The sequence below is a fragment of the Streptomyces camelliae genome (assembly GCF_027625935.1).
In the GTDB taxonomy this organism is placed as follows: Bacteria; Actinomycetota; Actinomycetes; order Streptomycetales; family Streptomycetaceae; genus Streptomyces; species Streptomyces camelliae.
The window spans coordinates 44,485-69,936 of record NZ_CP115301.1; the positions used below are offsets into that span (position 1 = coordinate 44,485).

A 25,452-nucleotide genomic window follows, 5' to 3' on the forward strand; every position below is an offset into this window, starting at 1 on the left:
CCCACCCGCACCCCAGCTCCAGCTCCAGCTCCAGCTGTAACCAGTAACAAGCAGGAAGGCTTTCCCATGTCCCGCACCTTCACGCTCGACGACCTCAAGCGGATCCTCCTCGAAGGCTCCGGCGCCCCCGACGGCACCGGTCTCGAAGGGGACATCCTCGACACCGACTTCGCCGACATCGGCTACGACTCGCTCGCCCTGCTGGAGACCGCCAGCCGCGTCGAGCGCGAGTACGGCATCGAGCTGGACGAGACCGTCGTGGGCGACGCAACCACCCCCCGCGCCCTCCTCGACGCCATCGCCTCTCACATGGTCGCCCAGGCCGCCTGACCACCGCACGACACCACAGGAAAACCGCAGGGAAAGAGGGGAAATGACAGAGCAGAAGAGCCGGGTCGTCCTGGTGACGGGTGCCACCAGCGGCATCGGTCTGGCCGTCACCCGGCTGCTGGCCGGGCAGGGGCACCGGGTGTTCATCGGGTCCCGCACCGAGGACAAGGTCCTCGCGACCGTCAAGCAGCTCCAGGAGGAGCAGCTCGACGTGGACGGCGTCGTCCTGGACGTGCGGTCCGGGGACTCGATCCGCGGGTTCGTCCAGGCGGCCGTCGAGCGGTTCGGCACGGTCGACGTGCTCGTCAACAACGCGGGGATCCCCGGCGGCGGAGTCACGGCCGACATCTCCGACGAACTGTGGGACGACATCATCGACACCAACCTCAACAGCGTGTTCCGCCTGACCCGCGAGGTGCTGACCACGGGCGGGCTGCGGCACAAGGAGTGGGGGCGCATCATCAACATCGCCTCCACCGCCGGCAAGCAGGGCGTCGTCCTGGGTGCCCCGTACTCCGCCTCCAAGCACGGCGTCGTCGGCTTCACCAAGGCGCTGGGCAACGAACTGGCTCCCACCGGCATCACGGTCAACGCGGTCTGCCCGGGCTATGTCGAGACCCCGATGGCCGAGCGGGTACGGCAGAACTACTCCCGCCTGTCCGGTGCCCCGGAGGCGGCGATCCTGGAGAAGTTCCAGGCCAAGATCCCGCTGGGCCGCTACTCCACCGCCGAGGAAGTGGCGGGCCTGGTCGGCTACTTGACGACCGACACGGCGGCGTCCATCACCGCCCAGGCCCTGAACGTCTGCGGCGGCCTCGGCAACTTCTGACATCCACCGAGCGCGAAGGAGTCCACCATGCCGTCGGAGCTGCACGAGTCCCGTCACGAGATCAAGATCTCCGCCCCCGCCGAAACCGTCTACCGCATGCTCGCGCATGCCGAGGACTGGCCCCGGCTCTTCCCTCCGAACATCTACGTCGACCATGTGGAGCGCGGCGAACGCGAGGAGCGCATCCGCATCTGGGCCACGGCCGGCGACACCGTGAAGAACTGGACGTCCCACCGGACCCTCGACCCGGAGAACCTCCGCATCCGGTTCCGGCAGGAGGTCAGCACGCCCCCGGTGGCCGCGATGGGGGGAGCCTGGCACATCGAGGCGCTCCCCTCCGGCGACACGCTGGTGCGCCTCGACCACGACTATCAGGCGGTCGACGAGGACAGCCTCACCTGGCTCGACGAAGTCGTCGACCGCAACTCCCGCTCCGAGCTGGAGTCACTGAAGGCGATAGCCGAATCCGAGGACACCACCGACGCGCTGACCTGCTCCTTCGAGGACACGGTCACGATCAGGGGCAACGCCCGGGACGTGTACGACTTCATCGACCGGGCGGACCTGTGGACCGATCGTCTGCCGCACGTCCTCGCGGTGCGGCTGGAGGAACCGGCGCCGGGGCTGCAGACGCTCGAAATGGACACCCTGTCCAAGGACGGCACCTCGCACACCACGAAGTCGTACCGCGTGTGCCTGCCGCACCACCGGATCGCCTACAAGCAGGTCACCCTGCCGGCCCTCATCACGCTGCACACCGGCCGCTGGACCATCACGCCGACCGAGGACGGCGTCACGGCCTCCTCGCAGCACACGTTCACGGTCAACACCGAGAACATCGCGAAGATCCTGGGAGCGGACGCGACCGTGCAGGACGCGATCGACTACGTCCGCACGGCGCTCAGCACCAACAGCATGGCGACCCTCGGCCTTGCCAGGGCGTTCGCCGAGGAGCGCGCCGGGGGCGACCGGCCATGACGGTGGCACAGCCGGCCACCACGGGGAGAGCGCGCGGCATCACCCTCGACGCGGACGGCATCACCCTGTCCGCGTTGCTCGCCCTCCCGGAACAGGCTCCGTGCAGGGCGATGGTCGTCGCCCTGCACGGAGCCGGGATGAGCTCCTCGTACTTCCACGGACCAACCCACCCCGACACGTCGTTCCTCGACCTTGCCACGAGCCTCGGGTTCGCGGCGGTGGCCGTGGACCGCCCGGGCTACGGCCTGTCGGCGCGGCAACTGCCCCAGGGGCAGGGCATCGCGGACCAGGCGGCGACGCTCAGCGCGGCCCTGCGCTTCCTCACGGCGCGGTTCGACACGGGCAGCGGCGTCTTCCTCCTCGCCCACTCCTTCGGCGGCAAGCCCGCGCTGCGGATCGCCGCGGACGGCACGGTGCCGGAGCTGCTCGGCCTCGACATCTCCGGCTGCGGCGGCGAGTACGCGGTGCCCTTCGGTGCCCGCGACACGCACGGGCGACGGAGCTGGCGGCTCAACTGGGGGCCGCTGCGGCTGTATCCGCCGGGGACGTTCCGGGCCAGCGGCACCATGGTCGCCTCGGTTCCGCCGCGCGAGCTCGCGGACGCCGTCCGCTGGCCGGAGGAGTTCGCCGAGTTCGCCGGGCGGATCCGGGTGCCGGTCCGGTTCACCTTCGCCGAGCACGAGGCCTGGTGGCAGCACGACCAGCAGGCGGTCGCCCGGCTGCGGTCACGGCTGAGCGCGGCGCCCCGCGTGGTGACGGACCATCAGCCCGACGCCGGCCACAACATCAGCCTCGGCTGGACGGCCCGCGCCTACCACCTCAGGGCCCTCGGCTTCGCGGAGGAGTGCCTGCGGGTAGCGGGAGCCGGAACACACTGATGTCCCCCGACAGCACGTGACACCGCCGGCGGGTTCCCCGGACCGCCGCCCCCGATCGCACGAGCGACCCGATCAGACCCACGCTAGGAAAGCAGGACCGGACATGACCCAGGACATCGTCGGTGTGTGGCACCTGGATGCCTTCCACGACGTGGACGAGGCCGGGCGGCCCGTGGGAGAGGGCCCGCTGGGGCCGTCCCCGTCGGGCATGCTGATCTACACGCCCGACGGCCACGTCTCGGTGAGCATGATGCCCACCGCACCGGCTACCGCACCGGGCCCCTCGTACATGGGATACGCGGGCGAGTGGCAGGTGCGGGACGGGAAGGTCGTGCACCGCATCCGGATCTCGTCGCGCCCCGACTGGATCGGCATCGAGCAGTCCCGGGACGCCGAACTCGACGGAGACGTCCTCACCGTCCGCGCCACCCGGGAGGTGGACGCGCGTCCGCAGCGGCGCGTCCTCGTGTGGCGCAGGGCCGGGCGGCCCGGGGGTGCACGATGAGCGCCCTGGTGGACACAGTCGTCGGGATGGCCGAGGACGCCGACCACCCGCTGCTGGTGGCCCTGAGCATCTTCGCGCCCGGAGCGGTACGCACCGCGGCCACCGGCCCGCAGGAGGAGCCGGCGGAGGGTCGGAGCGCCGCGGCGGTGGCCGCGCACCTCGGACGGCTGGGCCTGGGAGACACATGACGCCGGTCGCCGTCGCCTCGCCGCGCGTGCTGCTCCTCGCGCACGATCTGCGCTCCCCGGGCACCGAGGAGCTCGCGCGCACGGTGTTCGAGGTGCTGCCGCCGGCCGAGCGCGAGCGGATCCTGCGCAAGCGGGTGACCGCGGACCGGACCCGCTCGCTGATCGGGCGGTGGCTGGCCCGCCGGGCGGCCGCATGGATCGTCGGCACGCCATGGACAACCCTGGGCACCGGGCAGCACCCCGGCGGGCAGCCGTACGTGGTGGCCAGGCCGCAGTTGTCGCTGAGCATCGCGCACAGCGGCCGGTACGCACTGGCGGCCGTGGCCCTCGGGGCGCGGGTCGGAGTCGACACTGAGCAGGTGGCGCGCGTGACCCGGCTGCCCGACGACGTCTTCCTCGGCCCCGGCGAGCGGGCGGCCTTGCACGCCATGCCGCAGGACGCCGAATGCCGGGCGGCCCTGTGGGTGCTGAAGGAGGCGGCGGCCAAACTGACCGGCCAGGGCCTGCGCGCCGGCCTGCGGAGCATCAGGTTCGAGTGCCCGGGCGCCCGCTTCCCGCTCGCCGCGCGTACCCCTTACGTCGCGGCGGAGTTCAGCGCCTTCCGGCTCCCTGGCGGATACGTCGCCGCGGTGGGCTTGTCCGCGGGCAGACCGCCCCGGGAGCCGGTGTTCGTCACACCCCCGTTCGTGAGACAGCCGTGGAGACAGGAAGGACGGACCGCTTTCATGAATGATCCCGTGCAGCAGAACAGCCTCGGCAGGACCGACGACCACCTCGCGGAACCCGAGCGGGCGCCCCGCAGCGACGTGGGCCGGGACGACGACAACGAGGAGGCGGAGCAGCACATCTGGCGTAGCGTCAACTGACCGTGGCACAGCTGGACCAGGATGGGCTGCTCGCAGCTGCCGATCGGCTCGTCGGCCTCCCCCCCCGCAGGGCCTCCGCCGAGAAGAAGCGGCCGCTGTCGTGCGCGAGGGAACCGGTGCGGGGGCCGAAGCCGATCCACGAGCGCGACATCGCGGCGGTCGCCGTCCAGGCCCTGCTGTCCGACGGCCACGAGGGCGCGACGTACGAGCTCACCGGCCCGGAGTCGATGACACTGCGCCGGCAGGTCGAGCTGATCCCGGCGGCGATCGGGCGGCCGGTCACCGTCGTCGACCTGGCCGGCGACGCCGCCCGGGCCCAACTGGAGGAGCAGTACGGCGCGTTCGGGGTGCCCGGCTTCGTCGACTCCGTCCTCGCCACGTACGCCGCCTCGGTCGGCACCGCCGCCCCGGTGACGGACACGGTCGCCCGGATCACCGGCCGAGCGCCGGCGGCCTTCGCCGACTGGGCCGTGAGCATCGTCCGGCGGCTCATCCAGCTGATCTCAGCCGTTGCCAGGTCGGTGACTTTCCGAGCTCCACACCTGCTCGGCGTGTTCGGGTTCAGCGCGGCGGGCGGCTCCCTCACTTCTCCACGTTGCTGATGGCGGTCTCGAAGACGGGGATCAGCTCGGGGTTGATCCCGTAGCCCTCGACCTTGCCGAATCCGGGGCCCACACCTGTCACGGGCTGCTCCATCGCCTCGGGCCAGCACCTGAGCATTTTGCCGCGCTGGAGAATCCGGCTGAGCGGTGCGCTGTGCCCGCGCAAGCTGTCGTCCGGCTTGTCCCGGAGGGCGTCCGCCGGTACGTGGCCACCGCGCTGGACGGCTTCCTTCACAATGCGTCGGGCTCGGGCAGGGAGCATCCGGTAGTACTGAGTGGCGCGTTCCTCGGTCCAGGTGGAGTCGGCTTCGACGTCCTGGGCGTGTTCGGAGAGGAGGGCGAGGAGCTTGGTCTGGAACTCGGGCGTGGGTTGGTCCACAGTGACGGTGATCCGCACAGAGCCTCCCGTTACGACTTACGAGAATGAACGAGGTTCTGACGGAGACAGTAGCGCACGCGCACGTTGGTCTCCCGGGAAGCACAGGCGGGCTTCGACCGAAACCACGATGCTGGTCTGGTGAGCGCTGCGCGCTGGAAGGCCGGGCCGCGCACGAACGTTTCCTCCAAGGAGGCCTGGCGGGAAAGATCACTGTGCTTCTCGCCCGACAGGGTGACTTCGGACCGCGTTTCCGGATGGATGTTGATGCAGGTCAGGAGCGCTGGGGAGCGGCGATGGGGATGGGTTTTTCGGCAACCGAGTTTTTAGTTATAGCTAAAGGTGGCATCCTGGTGGTGTGGCAACGAGCGTTGTCGCGGCGTGAGTTGGGGGTGAGACATGGGCATCTTCGCCCGTGACGACGACCGGACCGAATGGGCGGCCTCGCAGGTGGCACGGCAGGCCACGGCCTCTCTGGCCGGGCTGTTGGCGGGACTGGGCAAGAGCCGGTCCGATCTGGCGAAGGCGATGGGTGTCAGTCCGGGGCGGGTCAGCCAGATCTTGTCGGGGGATGCGAATCTGACGGTTCGGACGCTCGCCGCCGTGGCGGAGGCGCTGGACGCCGACGTTCAGATCAGCTTCCGGCCCCGGTCGGAGGCCGCAGCCGGCCGCAGTGGCACGGAATCCAGCGCCGCCGCCATCGGAAGCGTGGGGTTCCCGGCCCACAAGTGAGTGGCGGCGCCAGGGCCGGTGGCTCAAAGTCGTCCCGTCTGTCGTCCTCGGGCCAGCCAGCGGTCGTACCAGCGGCGCTGCGGTGGCAGTGCCGGGCTGTGGAAGGCGTCGTTCGACATCGACTTCGCGCGCAGGGCCCGGAGTTCTTCCATCTCGCTGCGGCGGCCGTGGGCGTATGCGAAGTGCAGCAGGTGGCCGCACTGGGCGAGGGCGGTGCCGAACGCCTGGCGCCGGGCGATGAGTTCGTCAGCGGTGGGATCGCGTTGCCAGGTGAGGTCACCGTCGCGGCACGCCTCGTCGATACGGGTCTGTACGTCCAGTGCCGCGTCGATCGCTTTCTCGACGTCCGCATAGATGGCGTTGATCGTTTTGCTGTCGGCGGTGAGCGGATGCCGTTCCAGCAAGTACAGCTTGAGATCGTGGACGAACACCCTGAGCTGGGTGGACGTTTCGATGCCGTCGAGGAAGCGGTCCGACCAGGTGCAGGCGTCGAGGTGCACCCGCTGCACCAGGCGCTCCCGGACCAGGGCGATGCCCAGGGTCATGAACTTGACGTACGGCTGCGCCGTCTCGTCCTGTCTCCGCCGGGGCAGCGCGGTGGCGCCCGTCGCGGCGCCCGCGAGCACCGGGGGAATCTGTGCCGCGTGAGGGAGGAGGACCACTGCACCGGCCGCCACCGCCCCCATCAGCGCCAGTACGAACAGCATCAGGGCGGCGGACGCCCAGCTGCCCAGCAGCCGTCCCTTACCGGCGAACTCGCGGGCCAGCCCGACCCACGCGATGGCCGCGCTCACGGCGGCCGGTAACGCGTAATCGACCCACCAGGCATGCTGAGGCCAGCTACTCATCGACGGCGTCCCCCAGTCCCCCAAGACGTCTCACGGACAAGCCGGACCGTCGTCAGCGTGCGAAAGCCGCGCGGGGCTCGCCCTCGGCAGGTCGCGCCGGCGTCCGGTCCTCTCGCCGGCGCACCTTTCGTCGAGAGCTGCCGCGAGTAGAGCTGATGATGTCAGCCGAAGCGGCACCACGCCGTTACTTTGAGCAACCATTATCCGCCATAAGTGGAGGATGGGACGCGTGGGGTTTGGGCGGGTCGCCGTTCTTGCCTCGGGGTGAAGCGGAACGGTTCCCAGGAGCGTCCCTCATGTACGTCACGTCAATGAGGTCCGCTCCCCAGGACGTCAGGTCGCGGCGCGGCGAAGAGGGACGACGACCCTCTCCCCCATGCGCTTGGGGTCGAGGCGGTAGTACTTGATGTGCCCGATCCGCTCGGTCTCCTCCAGCCAGCCGGCCTCGATGACCTGCTTGCGGGTGCGGGAGAAGACGGGCGGTGCCATGCCGACCAGTTTGGCCAGGTTGGCGGCTGTCTCCAGGACGGCGCCGGACCTGTCGGTCGGGTGCAGGGCGTACAGCATCACGACGAGACGCTGGTTGGCGCTCATCCCTGCCGTCTTCTCCAGCAGTTCGAGGTTCTTCTGCTTGTCGTCGCTGCTCATCACTGGACCTCCCACCGTGCAGGAACATTGTCGTCGAATCCGGGGATGTCCGGCGGGTTGCACGTCTTCACGGCCTCACGCTGCTCGATCCCTGTGCCGTGAAAGGCGATGTACGGGCTGATCCGATAGAGGTTGTAGTTGCCGATCCGTCCCCGGACGATCAGGATGCGGTGTTTGACCAGCTTCCTATTGATCTTTCCGACGGCGTCGGAGGACATCCCCACTCGTTTGGCGATGTCGGCGCCGGTGGCTCGCAGCGGCTCCATGCCCTCGGGCGAGACCCCGATCCACCACAGGACGAGGAACTTCTGACTGGGCGTGAACGCCCTGGACTCGGTGATCGCCTCCACGCGCGCCTTGTCGACCTGTGTGTGCCTGCCGGAAAAGGCGTACGGCGCATAAGGGATCGGCTCGCCCGTGTCGGCGTCGACCAGTCTGCGTACTGCTCCCAACGGGCCCTCCGTGCAAGGGGGGTGCTTGGTGGTTCAGGGGTTCATGAAGGACGGCTCTCAGGCCGACCAGATGAACCTAACGTACATGAGCAGGAAGTCAATTAGGTCCGCCTGTCGGCCGTGTCGGCTGTCGTCGTGCTCAGGGTCCGGGGCCCTCGATTCCGCCCTGTTTCCGCCTTCATTCCGGGGTCCGCGGTGCCGGAGACATGTACGTCACGTCAATCTGGTGCTGTCGTAGGGACTGGGTACTCAGTTCCTAGGAACGTGGTGGCAGTTCTCAGGAACTGCCTGGCAGTTCCTACGGTCTTGGTCGGTCAGGGCGTTTGTGCAGGTCAGAGGGCTTTTGGCGGCTGCGCTCTCTTCCCTTGTAAACAGCCCCGCCGTCGCTTCCGCTCCCAAGGACCCGTGATGCGTTGCGGCTTCGACTCGGCTTCGACTCGGCCTCGACCATCACTGCCTCTGCCCTATGACGGGTGTCCCCCACACTGCCCGCGGCTGAACATGAGTGCCGTGCCACGAGGAGTTCGCCGGGGACCCGCCCCGGCCCGGCACACGTACCCTCCGCTTTCCGGCGCGCACGGTCCGGACCACGACGAAACGGGTGCGCGCCGGGAAGTGGAGGGGCAGCGGGGTCCAGGGGCCGGCGAAGGCCCCTGGTACCACGCTGCCCAGCCAGGTCCGGGAGCGACCATGCGGGTGCACACCCGGCACCGGCCTGTGGGCCTGTGTGGGAGGGGGGTTGGAACCCGCACCCGAGGGCCGGGCTGCACCGGCAGGAGAGCTCTGCGCGCGGGGCTGGGGCGGGCAGGAGGAATGGGTGTGTGGGTGGGTGATTACGGCGTAATCACCCACATTGGCTTCGCCCGTCCCCGGGGGTGATTACGGCGTAATCACTCCCGGGCCTTGATGACTGCTCAACAGCGTTAGCAAACTAACGTGTCGGGGCTCAAGAAAGGTCAGAAACGTTAGTATGGTGACGTCATGAGTTCTCCAGCCTCCTTCAGCGACCGCGAGAAGGTCGTCTCCAAACTGCCGGGATGGCTCCGGCAGAACCTCAGAGTCAGGGCCGCCCAGTGCGGCATCGACATCCAGGCCGCGGTGGAACAGGGCATCAGGGACTGGTGCGACCTGGCCTCCACCGTGCAGACCATCGACACCTCCGGCGCCGACTCCTTCGCCACGCTGCTGCCTCCGGGGCAGTGGGAGGAGTTCCGGCAGATCGCCGCCGACCGGCGGGTGTCGCTCATCCAGGGACTCGCCCAGTCCGTCCAGCTGTGGCTGGACGCCAATCCCGCCCCGGACGTGGCGCGGCCCGAGATCACCCGCCGCATCATCGTGTGCAACCAGAAGGGTGGTGTCGGCAAGACCGCCATCACCGCAGGCCTCGGGGAGGCGCTGTCCGAGGATTCCAACGCGCTGTATCCGGTGCGCGTGGCCAAGGCGCTCGCCCAGGCCCTGCGCGCGAGTGAGGCCCAGGGCGACGACACCGAGCCGGTGGATGATCCGCTGGACATCGAGAACCTGCCCGGACCGGGGCTGAAGGTGCTGCTGGTCGACTTCGACCCGCAGTGCCATCTGACCAACCAGCTGGGCGCCACTCCTCTGCCGATGAACGGCGACAGCCTGACCAACCACATGGCGGGCGAGCCCAAGGGGGATCTGCGGGACCTCATCGTGTCCGTGGACGAGGACGTGTTCGGTGGCCGGCTGCATCTGCTGCCAGCCTGCAACGACGCCTTCCTGCTGGACGTACGGCTGTCCGCGGTGCGGGCCCGGGAAGCCGCGCTGGAGCGGGCGCTGGCTCCACTGGAGAGTGATTACGACGTAATCATCGTGGACTGCCCGCCGAGCCTGGGCCTGAGCATGGACGCCGCGGCGTACTACGGGCGCCGGCGTGACGCTGAGCGGGCGGGGCAGTCCGGGGCACTCATCGTCGTACAGGCCGAGGACAGTTCGGCGGACGCCTACGAGCTGCTGACGACGCAGATCGACGACCTGCGCGGGGACCTGCAGATCGACATCGACTACCTCGGCATCGTCGTGAATCTGTACGACTCCCGGCGGGGATACATCGCCACCTCGTCGCTTCAGGGATGGGTCGACATAAAGGATCCGCGGGTCGTCGGGCTCATCGGGGACCTCAAGGAGCAGAAGGAGGCAGTGCGGGTGAAACGGGCACTGCTGTCGTACGCGCCGAAGTCGCAGCAGGCCGTGGGGATGCGGGCGCTGGCCAGGGAGGTGTTGTGAGCAAGGCCGATCAGCTGGGAGCCGGCCGCTTCGGCGGAGCGGTACGCCCGGTCAGCGCACGCCGCCAAGCCGTGGCCGCCGCGACCGGGGTGCCCACCGAAGGGGTCGCGGCTCCCTCGGAGCTTCCCGTCCACCGCATCAGCCCGAATCCCGACAACCCGCGGTCCACTCTGGGTGACCTGACCGACCTGGCCGGGAGCCTGAAGACCCACGGGCAGAAGCAGGCGATCACGGTGATGAACCGGGACGCCTACCTCAAGGCCAACCCGGGCCAGGAGGGCGCCCTCGAACCGGACACCCTCTACGTCGTGGTGGACGGGAGCAGCCGTCTCGCGGCCGCCCGGGAGGCCGGGCTGGCCACCGTGAAGGTCATGGTCAGTGACGACCAGGGCGCCACCTCCGAGGAGCTGCTTGAGTCCGCGCTCGTCGCCAACATCCACCGACAGGCCCTGGAGGAGATCGACGAAGCCCGGGCGCTGCAGCGGCTGCTGGCCATCCACGGCAGCCAGCGGGCCCTGGCCAAGCGGCTGCATCGCTCCCAGGGCTGGGTGTCGCAGCGGCTGGCCCTGCTCAACCTGACGCCCGAACTGCAGGCACGGATCGGCGAGGAACCCATCGACCTGCTGCGGGCCGTCGGCAACAAGCCTGCCGAGCAGCAGGAAGCCGCGCTGGAGGAGCTGAAGGCCGAGCGGGCCCGTAAGGAAGCGGAGGACCGGGGTCGGGCGGGGGAGTCCCTGCGGGGACCGGGTGATTACGGCGTAATCACTCCTCCGGCCGTCAGCACGCCTCGGGGGGAGAGGGACGGGGGGACCGGCGGTGATTACGGCGTAATCATCGGGCGTCCGGAGGCGGGGGAGGAGTCCGGGAGTGATTACGGCGTAATCACCGGGCCGTCCGACCTGTCTGACCTGTCCGACCGGGGCGGGGCTGCACTGGAGAGTGGCTCGGGTGATTACGGCGTAATCACCCCTCCCCCTGAGGAGCTTGCCGAGGCGGGGGAGTCGGAGCCCGGGGGCGGGACGGAGGTGATTCCGGAGCCTCGGGGGCATGCCTCCTCGGCAGACGCCGACGGGCAACCGGAGCAGCGGCCGCGGAAGGTGCCGTACGACGAGCCCGGGTCCCTCGCCATGCTGCTGGACGCGAAGATCGCCTCGGACGAGGTCTTCTTCGATCTGCTTCGCTTCCTCGGGGCGAAGGGTCTGGAACGGGATGCGGGTCGGCTCGTCGAACTGGCTCAGTCCCTCGTCGATCAGGCCGGTACCCGGGTCGAGTGAACCCGTAGCCACCGGGAGGGACCGAGCCACAGTGCCCGGAGCGGTTCGGTCCCTGCCCGTCAGTCCCTGGCAGGCCCAGCGAGGGACTGACGGCCCGCCACACAGGAAAGTTGTCTCTTCTGTGGAGATCCCGGGTCCGGTCCTAGAGTGTTCAGAAATACAGTCCTTACAGTCCCTGGCAGAAGGACGAACGTTTTGCCCGGCCCCGCTGTGACGAGAGAGTCCGCAGCCCCCGTGCGGCCCGCATCCCCGCATGCCGTGGCCCGCTGGTGCGCGGAGCAGGGCTGGCCGGTGCACCCCCTCGCGCCGCGCCGGAAAACCCCGGTCGCGAACTGCCCCTCGTGCAGGGACCGAGGCCATCTGCCCGCCGACTGCGTCTGTCTGCCCGCCGGCCGACCGTGCCACGGGTTCCACGCCGCCACCACCGACCCGGAGCGCATCGACAGCTGGTGGTCGCACACCTCGGCCCGGGGAGTCGGGATCGCCTGCGGGGGAGCGGACCTGGTCGTCATCGACGTCGACGCGCACAGCGCACCGGTCCCGGACCGGAACCTGCTGCTGCCCGGTATCCCGATCCACGCCTCCGTGAACCTGCGAGGGCTCGCGTCCGGCTTCGACACCCTCGCCCTCCTCGCCGCGCTGCGCGGGCAGCCCAGCCCGGCCGAGGACACCGGCACCCTGCGCGTACGCACCCCGTCCGGGGGCCTCCACATCTGGTACCGCAATCCGCGCCCTGCCACCCGGCTGCGCTGCTCGACCGGGTCCAGCACCAAGGTGGCGCTGGCCTGGCAGGTCGACGTACGGGCGGACGGCGGCTACATCGTGGCCCCGACGACCCGTACCGCGCAGGGCACGTACCGGCCCGAGGGACCGGCGCGGCTGCCCGCCCCGCTACCCAAGTGGCTCGGCGAGGAACTCGTACGCACCGGGCATGTCGTCGAGCCGCAGCGAGTGACTGTGCCGTCCGGGTCTGCCGGGGCCACCGGGTCTGCCGGACCCCAGGGTGATTACGGCGTAATCACTTCCCGGCCGGGGGGCCGCAGCACGGGCGGGCAGCGGGTGCTGGAGCCGTTGCTGGCCGAGGTCGCCGCGTGCGCCGGTACGCCCGAGGGGGCGGCCTTCACCGAGAAGCTCAACAAGGCCGCCTACACCGCCGGGGGGCTCGCCGCCGCCGGGCACCTGGACGAGGGCTCGGCTCGGGCTCTGCTGTGGGAGGCCGCCGAGACCGCGCGGCCCCGGCAGAGCACCCGTCATGCCCGCATCATCGACGCCGGCCTCGCCGCGGGGTCCGCCCGCCCGCTTCACCTCGACGGACGTTCATGAGCAGCGCCGAGACCCCGCGCTTCGACGCCGGCGCAGCCGCTGAACAGATGCTGGACCTTGAGCAGCCGGCCGTCCGCCTGTCGGTACTGTCCGCGTAGTCCCAGTCCTCGCCTGATGTTCAGTCGCCCGGTGATTACGGCGTAATCACCCGAGGAGTCCAGGCCGTTGCTCAGCAGCCTCACCGACCGGGGCAACGCCAAGCCGTTCGTCCAGCTCCAGCGCGGCCAGTTCCGCCATGTCGAAGGCCTGGGCTGGTACGCCTGGGACGGATACCGGTGGAAGCGGGCCGGGGGAGAGAAGGCCGCTCTGTGGGCCGGAGAGCGATCCGCACGAGGTGTACAGCGACCGGGAGCTGAGGTCGCTCCTGTCCGAGAGCGATCTCATCCACGAGGCACACGTCGTGTGGCTGGAAGACCCCGAGAACCTCGACTACGTCCGTCAGGCGCTCGACAAGACCTCCGCCGCCGGGTCTACTTCCTGCTGCCCCATGACCGGGACGCCCAGCCCGAGGGCTCTATCAGGAGGGCGCGCCGGAAGAGGCCGTGGATCCGCGCACGATCGAGGTCAGAAAGGTCGGGGAGAAGACCCCTCGCTCCCAGCGGGGCCCGCAGCGGGCGCCGTGACGGGCGCTCAGGCCGCCCGCTAGGCCCTCCTGGGTTCCCCCGAGGCTTCCGCCGTATACCCGGCTGGAGGGGCGGTGCAGGGCCGCTCAAGGCTTTCTGGGACTTGTCGGGCAGTGTCCCTCTTCGGCTCTCCCTGTCCTTCCTCCCTTTCAGTCGCTCCTCGGTCGCTCTTCAGTCGCTGGGGGGTGGGCTGCTCGCGCGGCAGCGACTGAGGCGAAGCGACTCGATTCGGCTTCGGTCGCTGTCAGTCGCTGGAGAGAATGCGCAGGTCAGGGCTGTTTTTAGAGACAAGCAGCGACTGAAGCGACTCAAGGGTCGGGTATATGACGTGCAACGCACGTGCGTGTGCGCGTCATAGATAGAGAGCTTGAGTCGCTTCAGTCGCTGTTTTGGTCTTTGCGTGTGGTTTGACCTGCACTTTTGTCGAGCTACTGAACCCGGCTGCGGAGCGGCTACGGTCGCTGGTCCGTGTGCGGTTCAGTCGCTGACCGGGCCGCTGCCTCGAAAATTGTTTCCCACGTGCCACTTTGGTGCGCGCAGGCTTCGCTAGTCTGTGTCGGTCGCTCAGTCGCTTCGGTCGCTGACGGGGGGTGCGCATGGCCTCTGAGCTGCGGGGGTTATTCGGCCTTGCCCACGGGCGCGGACGCCTGCCCGGCGTCGGCTGTGCCGTGGGCGCCGGCCGGTTACGGCCGTCGTCTCCGGGGGGCCGGCGATGACCTCCGACGAGCAGGCCCTGTTCCGCTTCGACGCCCAGACCGCCGCTGCGCAGATCCTTGCCCAGCCCATCGCCCTGCCCGCGCCCCGGGAGGTCCACGACAGCACCGCGGTCACGGCCGACGTCACGGCCGACGGCCTGTTGCCGGACACGCTCAGCGACCGTGGCAACGCCAAGCTGTTCGTGAAGGTCTACGCCAACGACTACCGGCATGTGCCCGGGCTCGGCTGGTTCCGGTGGGACGGCACCCGCTGGCAGATCGACGAGGACGAGACCGTGCTGTGGGCGGCCGGTGATCTCGCGGAGTCCATCGCCACCACCGACCCGCGCGGCGTGCACAGCACCGGCGCGCTGCAGCAGCACCGGCGCCGTGCACTGAGCACCAGCGGTATCAACGCGTTGCTCATGCAGGCGAAGTCGGCGCCGGGCATGGTGCTCAACGCCTCGCAGCTGGACGCCGACCCGTACGCGCTGTGCACCCCGGCCGGGGTCGTCGACCTGCGTACCGGACGGCTGCACCGGCCCGCCCCGAACCGGGACTTCCACTCCCGCTCGACCACCGTGGCCCCGCAGGCGATGCCGACGCCCCGCTGGGACCGGTTCCTCGCGGACACCTTCGGGGAGGGCACCGAGGGGCGGGAGATGACCGACTTCCTCCATCTGCTGCTGGGATACTCCATCACCGGTGACGTCGGAGCCCAGGTCCTGCCGTTCCTGTTCGGCTCCGGCAAGAACGGCAAGTCGGTCCTGCTGGACGTGGTGATGAAGCTGATCGGCGACTACGCGGACGCGGCGCCGCCCGGATTCCTGATGGCCCGCCCCTTCGAGGGCCACCCCACCGACCTGGCCGAGTTGCACGGCCGCCGGGTCATCGTGTGCAACGAGGTCAAGCCGGGCGACCGCTTCGACGAGGCCCGGGTCAAGCTGCTGACCGGCGGTGACCGGATCAAGGCCCGCCGGATGCGGCAGGACTTCTTCAGCTTCCAGCCCACCCACAAGCTCTGGCTGCTGGGCAACCACCGGCCCGAGGTGGGGACCGGAGGCTTCGCGTTCTGGCGGCGGATGCGGCTGATTCCGTTCGAACGCGTCGTGTCCGACGACCGTAAGATCGACAACCTGGCGGACATCCTCGTCAGCGAGGAAGGGCCGGGCATCCTCAACTGGCTCGTCACGGGCGCGCGTCGCTATCTGGCGGGGGAGAGGCAGCTCAGCGGGCCGGAGCGGGTACGGATCGCGACGACCGCGTATGCCGAGACCGAGGACTACACGGGTCGTTTTCTGAGCGAGAGCTGCCGGATCGAGCCCGCTATGCGAGCGGAACAAGCCAGGCTCTACGCGGCTTACAAGACATGGTGTCAGAATGAAGGTGCCCAGGCGATGTCGTCCCGGGCGTTCGCGGCACGGGTCCGTGAGGTGGTGGGGCTCGCGTCGCCCAAGGAGATGGTCCTGTCCAACCAGCGCAAGTACTACCCGGGCATCGGACTGGTCGCCGACGAGGAGACAGCATGAGTGCCCTCATCGCAGAGGACGAGATCGTCCACGAGGTCGACTTCGTCTGGCTGGAGGACATCAGCAAGCTGGACTACGTGCGCCAGAGCCTCGACCGGCTGCCGACCCGCCGCAGCCGGCCCCCTTACCACCGCGACGGCCGGATGGTGGGCTACGCGCTGCTCGGCCCCGAGGCCAAACCCTCCCGTTCCTCGGGCACGTTCCGCCGCCGCGTCTTCTGGCTGCTTCCGCACGACCGCGACACCGAGCCCGACGGGCTGTACGCCACTGGGGCGCCCGCGGAGGCCGTGGACCCGCGCACCCTCGCCCCGGGCACCAAGGGCCGCAAGACGGAGCGCTCTGGGGGCGGACCGGCCGCTCCGGCGGTGTCGGAGCCGTCGTCGGCAGTGGAGCAGCTGGGTCTCACCTTGCCCCTTTAGCTTTCCTGGGGTTTATGCAGCGTTTCTGACGGAATGTTCCGAAACAAGGTTCGCCAGACGTGTGTCGCGGAGCATTGCAGAGAACCGTCCCCCCGGTATATTTTTACTTCGCGCGATGGAGAGAATCAGCCGATTCAGCAGGAATCCTGCCTGATTCGGTGTACTGACACCGCGATCCGGGAACAGGGGGCATTCCGGGATGACAAATGACATACAGGCAGATGTGGTGGTCGTGGGTGGCGGACCGGTCGGTCTGTTGATCGCCGGCGAACTGGCGGGACACGGGGTCCGTACCGTGGTCGTCGAGGCCGAGACCGCTGTGTCCGGCCGGCCCAAGGCGACCACGCTGCACGCCCGTGCCGTGCAGTCGCTGGCCCGGCGCGGACATCTCGGCGACCTCGCCGGGGAGGGGACCGGCCCGGATCCGGTGAGCCGGCCTTTCCACTTCGCGGGGATCCCCGGGCTCACCATCTCCGCCCCGGCCATGGAACCGACGCCGATCCTCAAGTGCCCGCAGGAGGAACTGGAGAGGCATTTCGAGCAACGGGCCCGGGCCGCCGGTGCGGTGATCCTGCGCGGGCACCGGGTGACCGGGGTGCAGCAGGGTCCGGACGGGGTCCGGGTCACGGCGCAGGGGCCGCGCGGCGGCATCAGCTGCGTTGCCGCGTACCTGGTGGGAGCGGACGGCGCGCGCAGCACCGTACGTGAACAGGCGGGCTTCGAGTCCTGGACGCGTACGGCCACGGTCTCGGCGATGGCGGGCGATGTCCGGCTGGAGAACGCGGACGCCCTGCGGCCGGGCTGGCACCGCACCGCCCGGGGCTGGATCGTCGCCAAGGACGCCCCGCACGGCAGGACGCACCTGCGGACCCTCAACTGTGTGAGCACGCATCCGGCGCGTCATCTGCCGCTCACCCTGGAGGAGTTACGGCGGGAGGTCTCCTGGATCGCGGGGCGGGACATCGCGATGCGCGAACCGCAGTGGCTGACCAGGTTCAGCGACTTCTCCCGGCTCGTCGGGTGCTATCGCAAGGGGCGGATCCTGTTGGCGGGGGACGCGGCGCACCTGCACTTCCCGATCGCCGGCCAGGGGCTGAGCACCGGCGTGCTGGACGCCCTCAACCTCGGTTGGAAGCTGGCGTTCACGGTGCGCGGCACGGCGGCCGACGGGCTGCTCGACACCTACGACCAGGAGCGCCGGCCCGCCGCGCGGCGGGTCATCGACAACACGCTCGCCCAGCTCGCCATCATGCGGCCGGGCGCCGAACTGGACCCGCTGCGCGCCCTGTTCGGCGAGCTGCTCGCCTCGGAACCCCAGAGCGGGGTGCTGGCGTCCATGCTCAGCGCCCAGGACACGGTGCTGCCCGCGCGTGGTGCCGATTCCTCACCCTGGGAGGGAAGGTTTCTGCAGAACATCGCGCTGACCACCCGGGACGGGCACACCGATGTGATCGGCCTGCTGGGCGAGGGACGGCCGCTGCTCCTGCTCTCCGGCGGGCAGGACAGCGGCGGCTACGGCAGCGGCGGCTACGAGGCCGAGGCGCGGCCCTGGGCCGGGCTGCTGAGGGTGGTGCGGTGCGAGCCGGTGCCCGAACTGCCGTATGAGGCCGTGCTGGTACGGCCCGACGGGTACGTCGGCTGGGCGGCCGGGGGTGGGCCGCTCTCCCTCGCGCTCAGGGCGTACTTCGGTGCCGGCGGGGGAGTGCGGGCCGATGGACTTCGGACGGGGGCGAGCGGTGCGCTGTCGGGCGTTGTCAGGTGAGAGCCGCCGCGGGCTGCATGGAGTGCGTCTGCTGGAGCTCGTTGTGGACCGCTGCTCCGCGGCCCTCGGTGACGTCCACCGCGGCGAGCACCGAGGGCATCACGACGCTCGGCAGTATGTGCCGCAGCAGGGAGGTCACCCGGCGCGGCAGGTCCTGGTAGTTGGACGTGGCCTGGGACATGGCCTGGACGCCGGCGAAGGCTCCGACCAGGACCTCGGCCGTCTCGGCCGGCACCACATGGGGCAGCAGCTCGCCCTGGGCCTGTGCCGTCGTCAGGAGCTCGACGCCGATCTCACCCCAGCGCAGGAAGGGGGCGCTGCGGTTGAGCCCCTGGGCCTGCTGGTCGAGGGAGAGCCGGACACCTGCCCGGACCAGGGGGTCGGTCTGCAGGTGATAGGCGTGCACGGCCACCGTGTCCACCAACTGCTGGACCTTGCAGGCCCGTCCGGGAATGGGCAGCTGCTGGTCCTGCTCACTGATCACCCCCTCCGCCAGGTCCTCCTTCGAGGCGAAGTGGAAGTAGAGAGCCCCCTTGGTCACACCGGCCGTGGTCAGGATCTCGCTGATCGTCGCGGCCTGGTAGCCCCGCTCCTCGAAGACCTTGGCCGCCGCCGTGAGGATCGTCCGCCGTGTGCGGATCGCCCGGTCCTGCGTCACCACTGTCGGCCTCCTTCGTCTGTGAGACAGAGCCAATAAAAACCGCCCAGTTTGTATCTTACATCGTTTTGGTTGATCGGGAGGGTGCGAGAACAGTGAATTGTCCACGCGTACGCAATGAGACGGGAACGAGCCGGTGATCCTGGTGACCGGGGCCACCGGGACGGTTGGGCGGGAACTGGTCAGATTGCTGCCCGCCGACGTGCCCGTTCGCATCATGGTCAGGGACCCCGCGAAGGCTTCCGGGGTGCCGTCGGCGGCGGAGACGGTCGCCGGGGACTTCGCGGATCCGCGGGCGCTGGCGCGGGCGTTGGCGGGGGTGCGGACGGCGTTCCTCGTCACCACCGATCCCTCGGGCGAGCATGACGCCCGGTTCGTCGGCGCCGCACGGACGGCCGGAGTGCGGCGGGTGGTGAAACTCTCCGCAGCGGCCGTCCTCGACCCCGAGGCCGACGACCTCATCACCCGGTGGCAGCGGGCCAGTGAGGAACGCTTGCGCGCCTCCGGCCTGGAGTGGACCCTGCTGCGTCCGCGCGCGTTCATGTCCAACTCCCTGTCATGGGCGGCCTCCATACGGTCCGAGCGCACCGTCCGCGCGCTGTACGGGACGTCCGCCAACGCCTGTGTGGATCCCCGGGACGTCGCGGCGGTCGCGGCGCGGGCGCTGACGGGTCAGGGCCATGCCGGACGCGCCTACACGCTGACCGGACCGGAGGCGGTCACCGCGGCCGGGCAGACGGAACTGCTCGGCCGGCTGCTCGGGATTCCCCTGCGCTTCGAGGAGTTGACCCCGGAGGCGGCGCGCGCCGGGCTGAGCAGGCGCTGTCCGGAGCCGGTCGTCGAGGCGCTGCTGGCGAGCGCACGGCGGCAGCGGGCGGGTGCCAAGGCCGGGGTGGAGGACACCGTCCGCACGGTGACGGGCCGCCCGGCGCGATCGTTCCGGCAGTGGGCCGAGGACCATCTGGAGGCGTTCGCCCCGGTCACGGTGTAGCCCTGGTACGACGGTGCCGGGCCGCCGCTGCGGGCGGCGGCCCGGCACCGTCGTACCGGAGGGAGCGCGGGAAGACGACACGCGGCCGGTTGCCGGAGTCGGGGCCGGTGCCCGGCGCGCCGGGCACCGGCCCCGACGGCTCATCCCTGGCCTGCCGCCATGGCCACGGTGGCCCGGAAGGCGAGCTGTCCGTCCTGCAGGACGGAGACGAGCACGGCCTCCCGGTCGGGCTCCGACGTCGGGATCCGCAGCGCCTCGATGGCGCAGGGCGCGTCCATCTCGACGTAGCGCACGAACTCGCTGGTGATGGCCAGCGGCAGCGAGGCATGTCCCAGCGTCGCGGCCGTGGCCTGGCGGGCGGCCTCCAGCAGCACCATGCCGGGCACGTGGTCGACCGGGTGGTCGAAGAGCACGGGGTGCCGGGTGTCCAGCCGCAACTGCCAGCGGCCGGCTTCCCCGACGGGCGACAGGACGACGTCCATGGGCGACATGCGCCCGACGGTCTGCGGGGCTTCCGGGGCGGTCAGCGGCATGACCCGGGGCTGTCCGCCGTCGAGCAGCTTGGCGGCGCGCAGCCGTCCGTAGACCTTGGGGCCGATGCAGCTGACCGTGCCGCCCCCGGTCGCGGCGACGAAGCCGTCGCGGAGGATCTTCACCTCGATGGTGCAGCCGGTGAAGCCGCCGCGCCGCCACGTCACGTTCGTGCACGTGACGTCGAGTTCCAGCGAGGCGGGTGCCCAGCCGACGCGGACGTGCTCGGGCCGTACGGCCACGCTGAGGTCCGACATCAGAAGGTGATGGTCGAGCGGAACGCCGAACTCGGCGTGGGCCAGCAGGATCCCGGCCTGCCGGATCGTTTCGGCCGCGATCAGCGGATCGTGGCAGCCGTCCACGTTGGCGAAGAAGCTGTGGCCGCGGGGCCACTGGGCGGCGAGGCTGAAGTGGTTGTCGTCCACGCGCCTCCAGTCGGTCAGCATCACCTCGGCGATGCTGGCGCGGTGGACGAACTCCCTCGGGACCGTGGTGGTCCACGAGGTGTGGTGCGGTGCGAGGTTGGCGTGCCCGATGGTGGTGTCGCTCTTCCCTTGCTGGCTGGCGGATATCGTGCCGGTGACACGGAACGTGCTCGCAGACATGTCTGGGTCCCCCTGAGCGGCGTCATATGTGGTTGTGTCAGGACACCGAAGATACAAACTAACCGGTTTAATTTCTAGCGGTAGCAGGCACTCCGCCCTCGCGATTTGTGGAGGATCCGGTTCCATATCGGGGCGCCGGTCCGGTTTTCCGAGGACCCGCCAGGACGGTCCCAGGGGGCCCTGTCCGCTGGGACCTCGGATGACGCCCGTGGCCGACGACCGCCCCTGTGCGGGGTGCGCCGGCCTGCTCCCCGCAGCCCCGCGGGGCCGCCTTCCGAGGGGGCTCTCAAGCCTTTTCAGAGCACTGTTCGAGTGCCCTGATCAACCATGGGCCAGGGCTGCGAGGAGGGGAAAACGCCGCATGGACAACGTGGAAACCGTGCTTCGCGTGGAACGCGGTCAGGCCGGTGCGGAAGAGCTGGCCGCCGTCGCGACGGTGCTGCTCGCCCTGCGGGCGCGCGGCCAGGAGGAGCCCGAGACACAGCCGCCGTCGCCTGGCTGGAACTGGTGGAAGCGGCCGCACGACTACGCGCCGCCCGGCAGCTGGAGGTGAGCCGTCCGCCGTCCGAGGCGCCGTCCACTGCAAGAAAATGTAACCGCACATGCGGTTTTACTTTGGCGATGGAACCGGGGCAGGCTCGGCAGCCTTGTCCCAGAAAAGGACCAGAGATGGCGATGACGACTGCCCCCGTGCCGACCGGGACAGCCCCGGCCGACATACGCGGTCATGTGGCGGAGCTGCACGCGATACGGGCCCAGGCGGCGGCCGGCCCGAGTGAGAAGGCGACGGCGGCGCAGCACGCCAGGGGCAAGCTGACGGCTCGGGAGCGTATCGAGCTGCTCCTGGACCCGGGGTCCTTCCAGGAGGTCGAGCAGCTGCGCCGGCACCGGGCGAGCGGCTTCGGCCTGGAGGCGAAGAAGCCGTACACCGACGGTGTCATCACCGGCTGGGGCACGGTCGAGGGCCGTACGGTCTTCGTCTACGCGCACGACTTCCGGATCTTCGGCGGCGCGCTGGGCGAGGCCCACGCCACCAAGATCCACAAGATCATGGACATGGCCATCGCGGCCGGCGCGCCGCTGGTCTCCCTGAACGACGGCGCGGGCGCCCGTATCCAGGAGGGTGTCAGCGCCCTCGCCGGCTACGGCGGCATCTTCCAGCGCAACACCAAGGCGAGCGGTGTCATCCCGCAGATCAGCGTGATGCTGGGCCCGTGCGCGGGCGGCGCGGCCTACTCGCCGGCCCTGACGGACTTCGTGTTCATGGTCCGTGAGACCTCGCAGATGTTCATCACCGGCCCGGACGTGGTCAAGGCCGTGACCGGCGAGGAGATCAGCCAGAACGGCCTGGGCGGCGCCGACGTCCACGCCGAGACGTCCGGCGTGTGCCACTTCGCGTACGACGACGAGGAGACCTGCCTCGCCGAGGTCCGCTACCTCATCTCGCTGCTCCCGCAGAACAACCGGGAGAACCCCCCGCGGGTGCAGAGCTCGGACCCGGTCGACCGGCGCAGCGACGTGCTGCTGGACCTGGTCCCGGCCGACGGCAACCGGCCGTACGACATGAGCAAGGTCATCGAGGAGATCGTCGACGACGGCGAGTACCTGGAGGTCCACGAGCGCTGGGCGCGGAACATCATCTGCGCGCTGGCCCGTCTCGACGGCCAGGTGGTCGGCATCATCGCCAACCAGCCGCAATCCCTGGCCGGCGTCCTGGACATCGAGGCGTCCGAGAAGGCCGCTCGCTTCGTGCAGATGTGTGACGCCTTCAACATTCCCATCGTCACCCTCCTGGACGTGCCGGGGTTCCTGCCCGGCGTCGACCAGGAGCACGGCGGCATCATCCGGCACGGCGCCAAGCTGCTGTACGCCTACTGCAACGCGACCGTGCCGCGCATCTCGCTCATCCTGCGCAAGGCGTACGGAGGTGCCTACATCGTCATGGACTCCCGGTCCATCGGCGCCGACCTGACCTACGCCTGGCCGACCAACGAGATCGCGGTGATGGGCGCCGAGGGCGCCGCCAACGTCATCTTCCGCCGGCAGATCGCCGAGGCCGAGGACCCCGAGGCGATGCGGTCGCGGATGGTCAAGGAGTACAAGTCCGAGCTGATGCACCCGTACTACGCGGCGGAGCGCGGCCTGGTCGACGACGTGATCGACCCCGCCGAGACCCGCGAGGTGCTGATCCGCTCGCTGGCCATGCTGCACAGCAAGCACGCCGACCTGCCCTCGCGTAAGCACGGCAACCCGCCGCAGTGAACGGGCAAACGCCTCGGCGGCAGGAGAAGAGAACGGCATGAATGGTCTGTTATCCCGGCCGGGCGGGCCTGTTGTTCCCGGTTTGATCGTCCGTTTGTTGGGGTCAAACTTGGCAAAGTTCGATGGAGGGCTGCGGCGCTTCGGCGGTACGGTGGCGTAGAGTTGGATGAATCTGCACGTCAGACGCGACTTGCGAGTGTCGTGCCTCAGCCGGTGCCCAATCAATCAAAACAGCATACTTGGTTTGGTATTGACAAACCGTCCGGCCTGTTTTCTACTCGATGAGTGCCAGCTTGGAGAGCGCACTCATCTGGGGGAAACGGCATGAAGATCGGCGTACTGGGCATTTTGGACGTCAGGGTGAACGGGGTGCTCATCGCCCCGACCGCGCCGAAGCCGCGGCAGGTGCTCGCGCTTCTCGCGCTGCACGCCGACCAGGTGGTGCCGGTCTTCGCCCTGACCGACGAGCTGTGGGCCGGCCGGCCACCGCGCAGCGCACGCACCACTCTGCAGACCTACATCCTCCAGCTGCGCGACCTCATCACGGCCGCGCTGGAGCAGGAGGCCGACAGCGAGCCCGGGGCCCCGCGGCGCAGCGCCAAGGACGTCCTGGTCACCGCGCCCGGCGGATACATGCTGGTCTCCGACGGCGGAGACAGTGACGTCCGCGAGTTCGAGCGGCTCGCGGGCATGGGTTACCGCGCGATCGACGCGGGCGACTTCAAGCAGGCGTCGCGCCTGCTGCGTGAGGCGCTCGGCCTTTGGATCGGCCCGGCCTTCGCCGACATCCGGACCGGTGCGCGCCTGGAGATGGAGGCCAAGCGGCTTGAGGAGAGCCGGCTGTGCGCCCTCGACCAGCGCATCGAGGCGGACCTACGGCTCGGCCGGCACCGCGAACTGCTCGCCGAACTGACCGTGCTGACCAGCCGTTACCGCACCCACGAAAACCTGCATGCCCAGTTCATGGTGGCGCTGCACCGCTCCGGCCGCCGCGGCGAGGCCCTTGAGGTCTACCACCAGCTGCGCGGCACCCTCGTGCGGGACCTGGGCCTGGAGCCCTCGGCGAGGTTGCGCCGGCTTCAGCAGTCGATCCTCGTCGCAGGGGCGGAGAACCTGCTGGGGGCCGAGTCCCAGCCGCTCGCCACGGCACCGCTCGCCACCGCCCGCGTGGGCAGCGGCTCCCGGTAGGCATGAACTGCCGTGCAGCAGGTGGGACTTAGGCCGGTCCCGCCACGGCGCCGCAGATCACCGCCGTTCGGCCGTCCCGGTTGCAGATCTACCATTCCCTGAGGATGGCCGGCCTCGCGCACTGGTTCGTGGCCGTGGGCTTCTACACGTTGCTGCTGACGCTCGTCGACGCTATCGGCCGGCTCTTCCAGGCCGACTGGAGCCTGTCGCTCATCGGCGACTGGACGCCGTACATCGGCTATGTCGAGTTCCTCGGCACGATGACGACGGTGAGGGACGACTGAGGGGTGCTCGAGGGGGCCTCTCAGCCATTGACCAGCCATGTTCACTTCCATCTATATGAAACCGCGTACGCGGTTTGTTAGTCTGGGGCTGGCTTCGGCCTTTCGACGTCCCGGTACGCAGGAGGCAGCACATGGTCAAGCAGGAGCGGGCCGCACGTACGCGGCGTTCGCTGATCCATGCGGCGGCCGAGGTGTTCGCAGAAGTGGGCTTCGTCCCCGCGTCGCTGGGCACCATCAGCACGCGCGCCGGTGTCAGCAACGGGGCGCTGCATTTTCACTTCGCCAACAAGAGCATGCTCGCCGAGGCCGTCGAGGCGCAGGCCACCGAGGCGGTACGGCAGCTCGCCGAGACGGCGCGGGCCCGGCATGGCGACTCACTGCAGGCCGTGGTGGACGCCATGCACGAGCTGATCGGCTCCTTGGCCAAGGACGTTGTGGTCCGCGCCGGCTTCGAACTCGCCGGTGACATCGCCCGCCGTGCCCAGTCTCCGCTGCGCCAGGAGTGGCAGCGCTGGGTGGAGGAGAGCCTGCGCCGGGCCGAGGACGCCGGTGCGCTTGCCGCGGGGGTGTCCTGGAAGGATGCCGCCCGCGTCGTCGTCGCGGTGACCGTGGGTCTGGAGGTGCTCGGCGGCGAGGACGCCTCCTGGCTGTCCCGGCAGAACGTCACCCGTATCTGGGAGTTGCTGCTGCCGCTGCTGACCGACCGGCGGGAGCCGGAGGCCCTGGTGTCCTCCGGCTCCCGCTCGTCGGCGGTCGTGTCCCCGAGGGTGCAGCCGGAGCTGGCGCAGCCCGAGCGGTAGCGGGCGGGGCGGCAGCGGGTTCGCTCGCT

General features: G+C 69.7%; 27 protein-coding genes and 2 pseudogenes. 23 read left to right on the forward strand and 6 right to left on the reverse strand.

Annotated elements, in window-relative coordinates:
• Positions 1–66: 66 nt before the first annotated feature.
• From O1G22_RS43265 to O1G22_RS43300, 8 genes are all read left to right on the forward strand, one after another.
• Positions 67–330 carry an acyl carrier protein gene (locus tag O1G22_RS43265; protein WP_270086753.1) on the forward strand — a complete coding sequence of 88 codons (264 nt, stop codon included), beginning with the start codon at positions 67–69 and terminating at the stop codon, positions 328–330.
• Between the two features lie 43 nt (positions 331–373).
• A complete protein-coding gene (fabG, locus tag O1G22_RS43270) occupies positions 374–1,159 on the forward strand; it encodes a 3-oxoacyl-ACP reductase FabG (protein WP_270086754.1) in 786 nt (261 codons plus the stop codon).
• 27 nt (positions 1,160–1,186) lie between these two features.
• The gene (locus tag O1G22_RS43275; protein ID WP_270086755.1) at positions 1,187–2,137 is read left to right on the forward strand and encodes an aromatase/cyclase; all 951 of its coding nucleotides are present in this window, start codon (positions 1,187–1,189) and stop codon (positions 2,135–2,137) included.
• A complete protein-coding gene (locus O1G22_RS43280; protein WP_270086756.1) occupies positions 2,134–3,015 on the forward strand; it encodes an alpha/beta hydrolase in 882 nt (293 codons plus the stop codon). Before O1G22_RS43275 ends, O1G22_RS43280 begins: the two co-directional genes overlap by 4 nt.
• 103 nt (positions 3,016–3,118) lie before the next feature.
• Positions 3,119–3,520, forward strand: coding sequence for a lipocalin-like domain-containing protein (locus O1G22_RS43285; RefSeq protein WP_270086757.1), 402 nt, complete (start codon positions 3,119–3,121; stop codon positions 3,518–3,520).
• Positions 3,517–3,708 carry a hypothetical protein gene (locus O1G22_RS43290; RefSeq protein WP_270086758.1) on the forward strand — a complete coding sequence of 64 codons (192 nt, stop codon included), beginning with the start codon at positions 3,517–3,519 and terminating at the stop codon, positions 3,706–3,708. Before O1G22_RS43285 ends, O1G22_RS43290 begins: the two co-directional genes overlap by 4 nt.
• Positions 3,705–4,574: a 4'-phosphopantetheinyl transferase family protein gene (locus O1G22_RS43295; RefSeq protein ID WP_270086759.1), complete on the forward strand. Its 870-nt coding sequence runs from the start codon at positions 3,705–3,707 to the stop codon at positions 4,572–4,574. The genes O1G22_RS43290 and O1G22_RS43295 overlap by 4 nt, the downstream gene beginning before the upstream one ends.
• 2 nt (positions 4,575–4,576) lie before the next feature.
• The gene (locus tag O1G22_RS43300; RefSeq protein WP_270086760.1) at positions 4,577–5,176 is read left to right on the forward strand and encodes a Rossmann-fold NAD(P)-binding domain-containing protein; all 600 of its coding nucleotides are present in this window, start codon (positions 4,577–4,579) and stop codon (positions 5,174–5,176) included.
• Here the strand turns inward: O1G22_RS43300 and O1G22_RS43305 are convergent.
• Positions 5,157–5,555: a hypothetical protein gene (locus O1G22_RS43305; protein ID WP_270086761.1), complete on the reverse strand. Its 399-nt coding sequence runs from the start codon at positions 5,553–5,555 to the stop codon at positions 5,157–5,159. The two genes, O1G22_RS43300 and O1G22_RS43305, sit on opposite strands and share 20 nt — an antisense overlap.
• A gap of 396 nt (positions 5,556–5,951) precedes the next feature.
• Here O1G22_RS43305 and O1G22_RS43310 point away from each other — a divergent pair, with 396 nt between their 5' ends.
• Positions 5,952–6,284 carry a helix-turn-helix domain-containing protein gene (locus O1G22_RS43310; RefSeq protein ID WP_270086762.1) on the forward strand — a complete coding sequence of 111 codons (333 nt, stop codon included), beginning with the start codon at positions 5,952–5,954 and terminating at the stop codon, positions 6,282–6,284.
• A 23-nt stretch (positions 6,285–6,307) separates the two neighbouring features.
• Here the strand turns inward: O1G22_RS43310 and O1G22_RS43315 are convergent, their stop codons facing one another.
• The 3 genes from O1G22_RS43315 to O1G22_RS43325 form a co-directional block, all read right to left on the reverse strand.
• Complete coding sequence (locus O1G22_RS43315; protein ID WP_270086763.1) at positions 6,308–7,132, reverse strand: hypothetical protein; 825 nt, start codon at positions 7,130–7,132, stop codon at positions 6,308–6,310.
• A gap of 333 nt (positions 7,133–7,465) precedes the next feature.
• On the reverse strand, positions 7,466–7,780 hold the full coding sequence (locus O1G22_RS43320; protein WP_071377413.1) for a replication initiation protein, RepL2: 315 nt from the start codon (positions 7,778–7,780) through the stop codon (positions 7,466–7,468).
• Complete coding sequence (locus tag O1G22_RS43325) at positions 7,780–8,232, reverse strand: MarR family transcriptional regulator (protein WP_225102386.1); 453 nt, start codon at positions 8,230–8,232, stop codon at positions 7,780–7,782. The genes O1G22_RS43320 and O1G22_RS43325 overlap by 1 nt, the downstream gene beginning before the upstream one ends.
• 981 nt (positions 8,233–9,213) lie before the next feature.
• Between O1G22_RS43325 and O1G22_RS43330 the strand changes: the two genes are divergently transcribed.
• The 8 genes and pseudogenes from O1G22_RS43330 to O1G22_RS43360 all read left to right on the forward strand — a co-directional run bounded on the left by O1G22_RS43330 (position 9,214) and on the right by O1G22_RS43360 (position 18,104).
• A complete protein-coding gene (locus O1G22_RS43330; protein WP_270086764.1) occupies positions 9,214–10,479 on the forward strand; it encodes a ParA family protein in 1,266 nt (421 codons plus the stop codon).
• Positions 10,476–11,753 (forward strand): ParB/RepB/Spo0J family partition protein, encoded by a 1,278-nt coding sequence (locus O1G22_RS43335; RefSeq protein ID WP_270086765.1) that lies wholly within the window; start codon positions 10,476–10,478, stop codon positions 11,751–11,753. Before O1G22_RS43330 ends, O1G22_RS43335 begins: the two co-directional genes overlap by 4 nt.
• A gap of 234 nt (positions 11,754–11,987) precedes the next feature.
• Positions 11,988–13,076: a bifunctional DNA primase/polymerase gene (locus O1G22_RS43340; RefSeq protein WP_428986540.1), complete on the forward strand. Its 1,089-nt coding sequence runs from the start codon at positions 11,988–11,990 to the stop codon at positions 13,074–13,076.
• A 165-nt stretch (positions 13,077–13,241) separates the two neighbouring features.
• Positions 13,242–13,343: pseudogene (locus tag O1G22_RS44640) on the forward strand (hypothetical protein); the annotation flags it as partial.
• A gap of 85 nt (positions 13,344–13,428) precedes the next feature.
• Positions 13,429–13,699 (forward strand): annotated as a pseudogene (locus tag O1G22_RS43345) (DUF6009 family protein).
• A gap of 712 nt (positions 13,700–14,411) precedes the next feature.
• The gene (locus tag O1G22_RS43350) at positions 14,412–15,923 is read left to right on the forward strand and encodes a DNA primase family protein (protein WP_270086767.1); all 1,512 of its coding nucleotides are present in this window, start codon (positions 14,412–14,414) and stop codon (positions 15,921–15,923) included.
• Complete coding sequence (locus O1G22_RS43355; protein WP_270086768.1) at positions 15,920–16,342, forward strand: DUF6009 family protein; 423 nt, start codon at positions 15,920–15,922, stop codon at positions 16,340–16,342. The genes O1G22_RS43350 and O1G22_RS43355 overlap by 4 nt, the downstream gene beginning before the upstream one ends.
• A gap of 199 nt (positions 16,343–16,541) precedes the next feature.
• Positions 16,542–18,104 (forward strand): FAD-dependent monooxygenase, encoded by a 1,563-nt coding sequence (locus tag O1G22_RS43360; RefSeq protein WP_270086769.1) that lies wholly within the window; start codon positions 16,542–16,544, stop codon positions 18,102–18,104.
• On the opposite strand, the gene O1G22_RS43365 is transcribed toward O1G22_RS43360, so the two are convergent.
• A complete protein-coding gene (locus O1G22_RS43365) occupies positions 18,097–18,765 on the reverse strand; it encodes a ScbR family autoregulator-binding transcription factor (RefSeq protein WP_270086770.1) in 669 nt (222 codons plus the stop codon). The two genes, O1G22_RS43360 and O1G22_RS43365, sit on opposite strands and share 8 nt — an antisense overlap.
• A gap of 133 nt (positions 18,766–18,898) precedes the next feature.
• On the opposite strand from O1G22_RS43365, the gene O1G22_RS43370 reads away from it, so the two are divergent.
• The gene (locus O1G22_RS43370; protein WP_270086771.1) at positions 18,899–19,753 is read left to right on the forward strand and encodes an NAD(P)H-binding protein; all 855 of its coding nucleotides are present in this window, start codon (positions 18,899–18,901) and stop codon (positions 19,751–19,753) included.
• Positions 19,754–19,893: 140 nt separating this feature from the next.
• Here O1G22_RS43370 and O1G22_RS43375 read toward each other — a convergent pair whose 3' ends face one another.
• Positions 19,894–20,889 carry a ScbA/BarX family gamma-butyrolactone biosynthesis protein gene (locus O1G22_RS43375; protein ID WP_270086772.1) on the reverse strand — a complete coding sequence of 332 codons (996 nt, stop codon included), beginning with the start codon at positions 20,887–20,889 and terminating at the stop codon, positions 19,894–19,896.
• A 361-nt stretch (positions 20,890–21,250) separates the two neighbouring features.
• Between O1G22_RS43375 and O1G22_RS43380 the strand changes: the two genes are divergently transcribed.
• The 5 genes from O1G22_RS43380 to O1G22_RS43400 all read left to right on the forward strand — a co-directional run bounded on the left by O1G22_RS43380 (position 21,251) and on the right by O1G22_RS43400 (position 25,423).
• Positions 21,251–21,442, forward strand: coding sequence for an acyl-CoA carboxylase subunit epsilon (locus tag O1G22_RS43380; protein WP_225102378.1), 192 nt, complete (start codon positions 21,251–21,253; stop codon positions 21,440–21,442).
• A gap of 176 nt (positions 21,443–21,618) precedes the next feature.
• Positions 21,619–23,151, forward strand: coding sequence for an acyl-CoA carboxylase subunit beta (locus O1G22_RS43385; protein ID WP_270086944.1), 1,533 nt, complete (start codon positions 21,619–21,621; stop codon positions 23,149–23,151).
• Between the two features lie 324 nt (positions 23,152–23,475).
• Positions 23,476–24,339 carry an AfsR/SARP family transcriptional regulator gene (locus tag O1G22_RS43390; RefSeq protein WP_270086773.1) on the forward strand — a complete coding sequence of 288 codons (864 nt, stop codon included), beginning with the start codon at positions 23,476–23,478 and terminating at the stop codon, positions 24,337–24,339.
• Positions 24,340–24,443: 104 nt separating this feature from the next.
• Positions 24,444–24,623, forward strand: coding sequence for a hypothetical protein (locus tag O1G22_RS43395; protein WP_270086953.1), 180 nt, complete (start codon positions 24,444–24,446; stop codon positions 24,621–24,623).
• A 131-nt stretch (positions 24,624–24,754) separates the two neighbouring features.
• Entirely contained in the window at positions 24,755–25,423 is a 669-nt protein-coding gene (locus O1G22_RS43400) for a ScbR family autoregulator-binding transcription factor (protein WP_270086774.1), read from the forward strand.
• Positions 25,424–25,452: the final 29 nt, after the last annotated feature.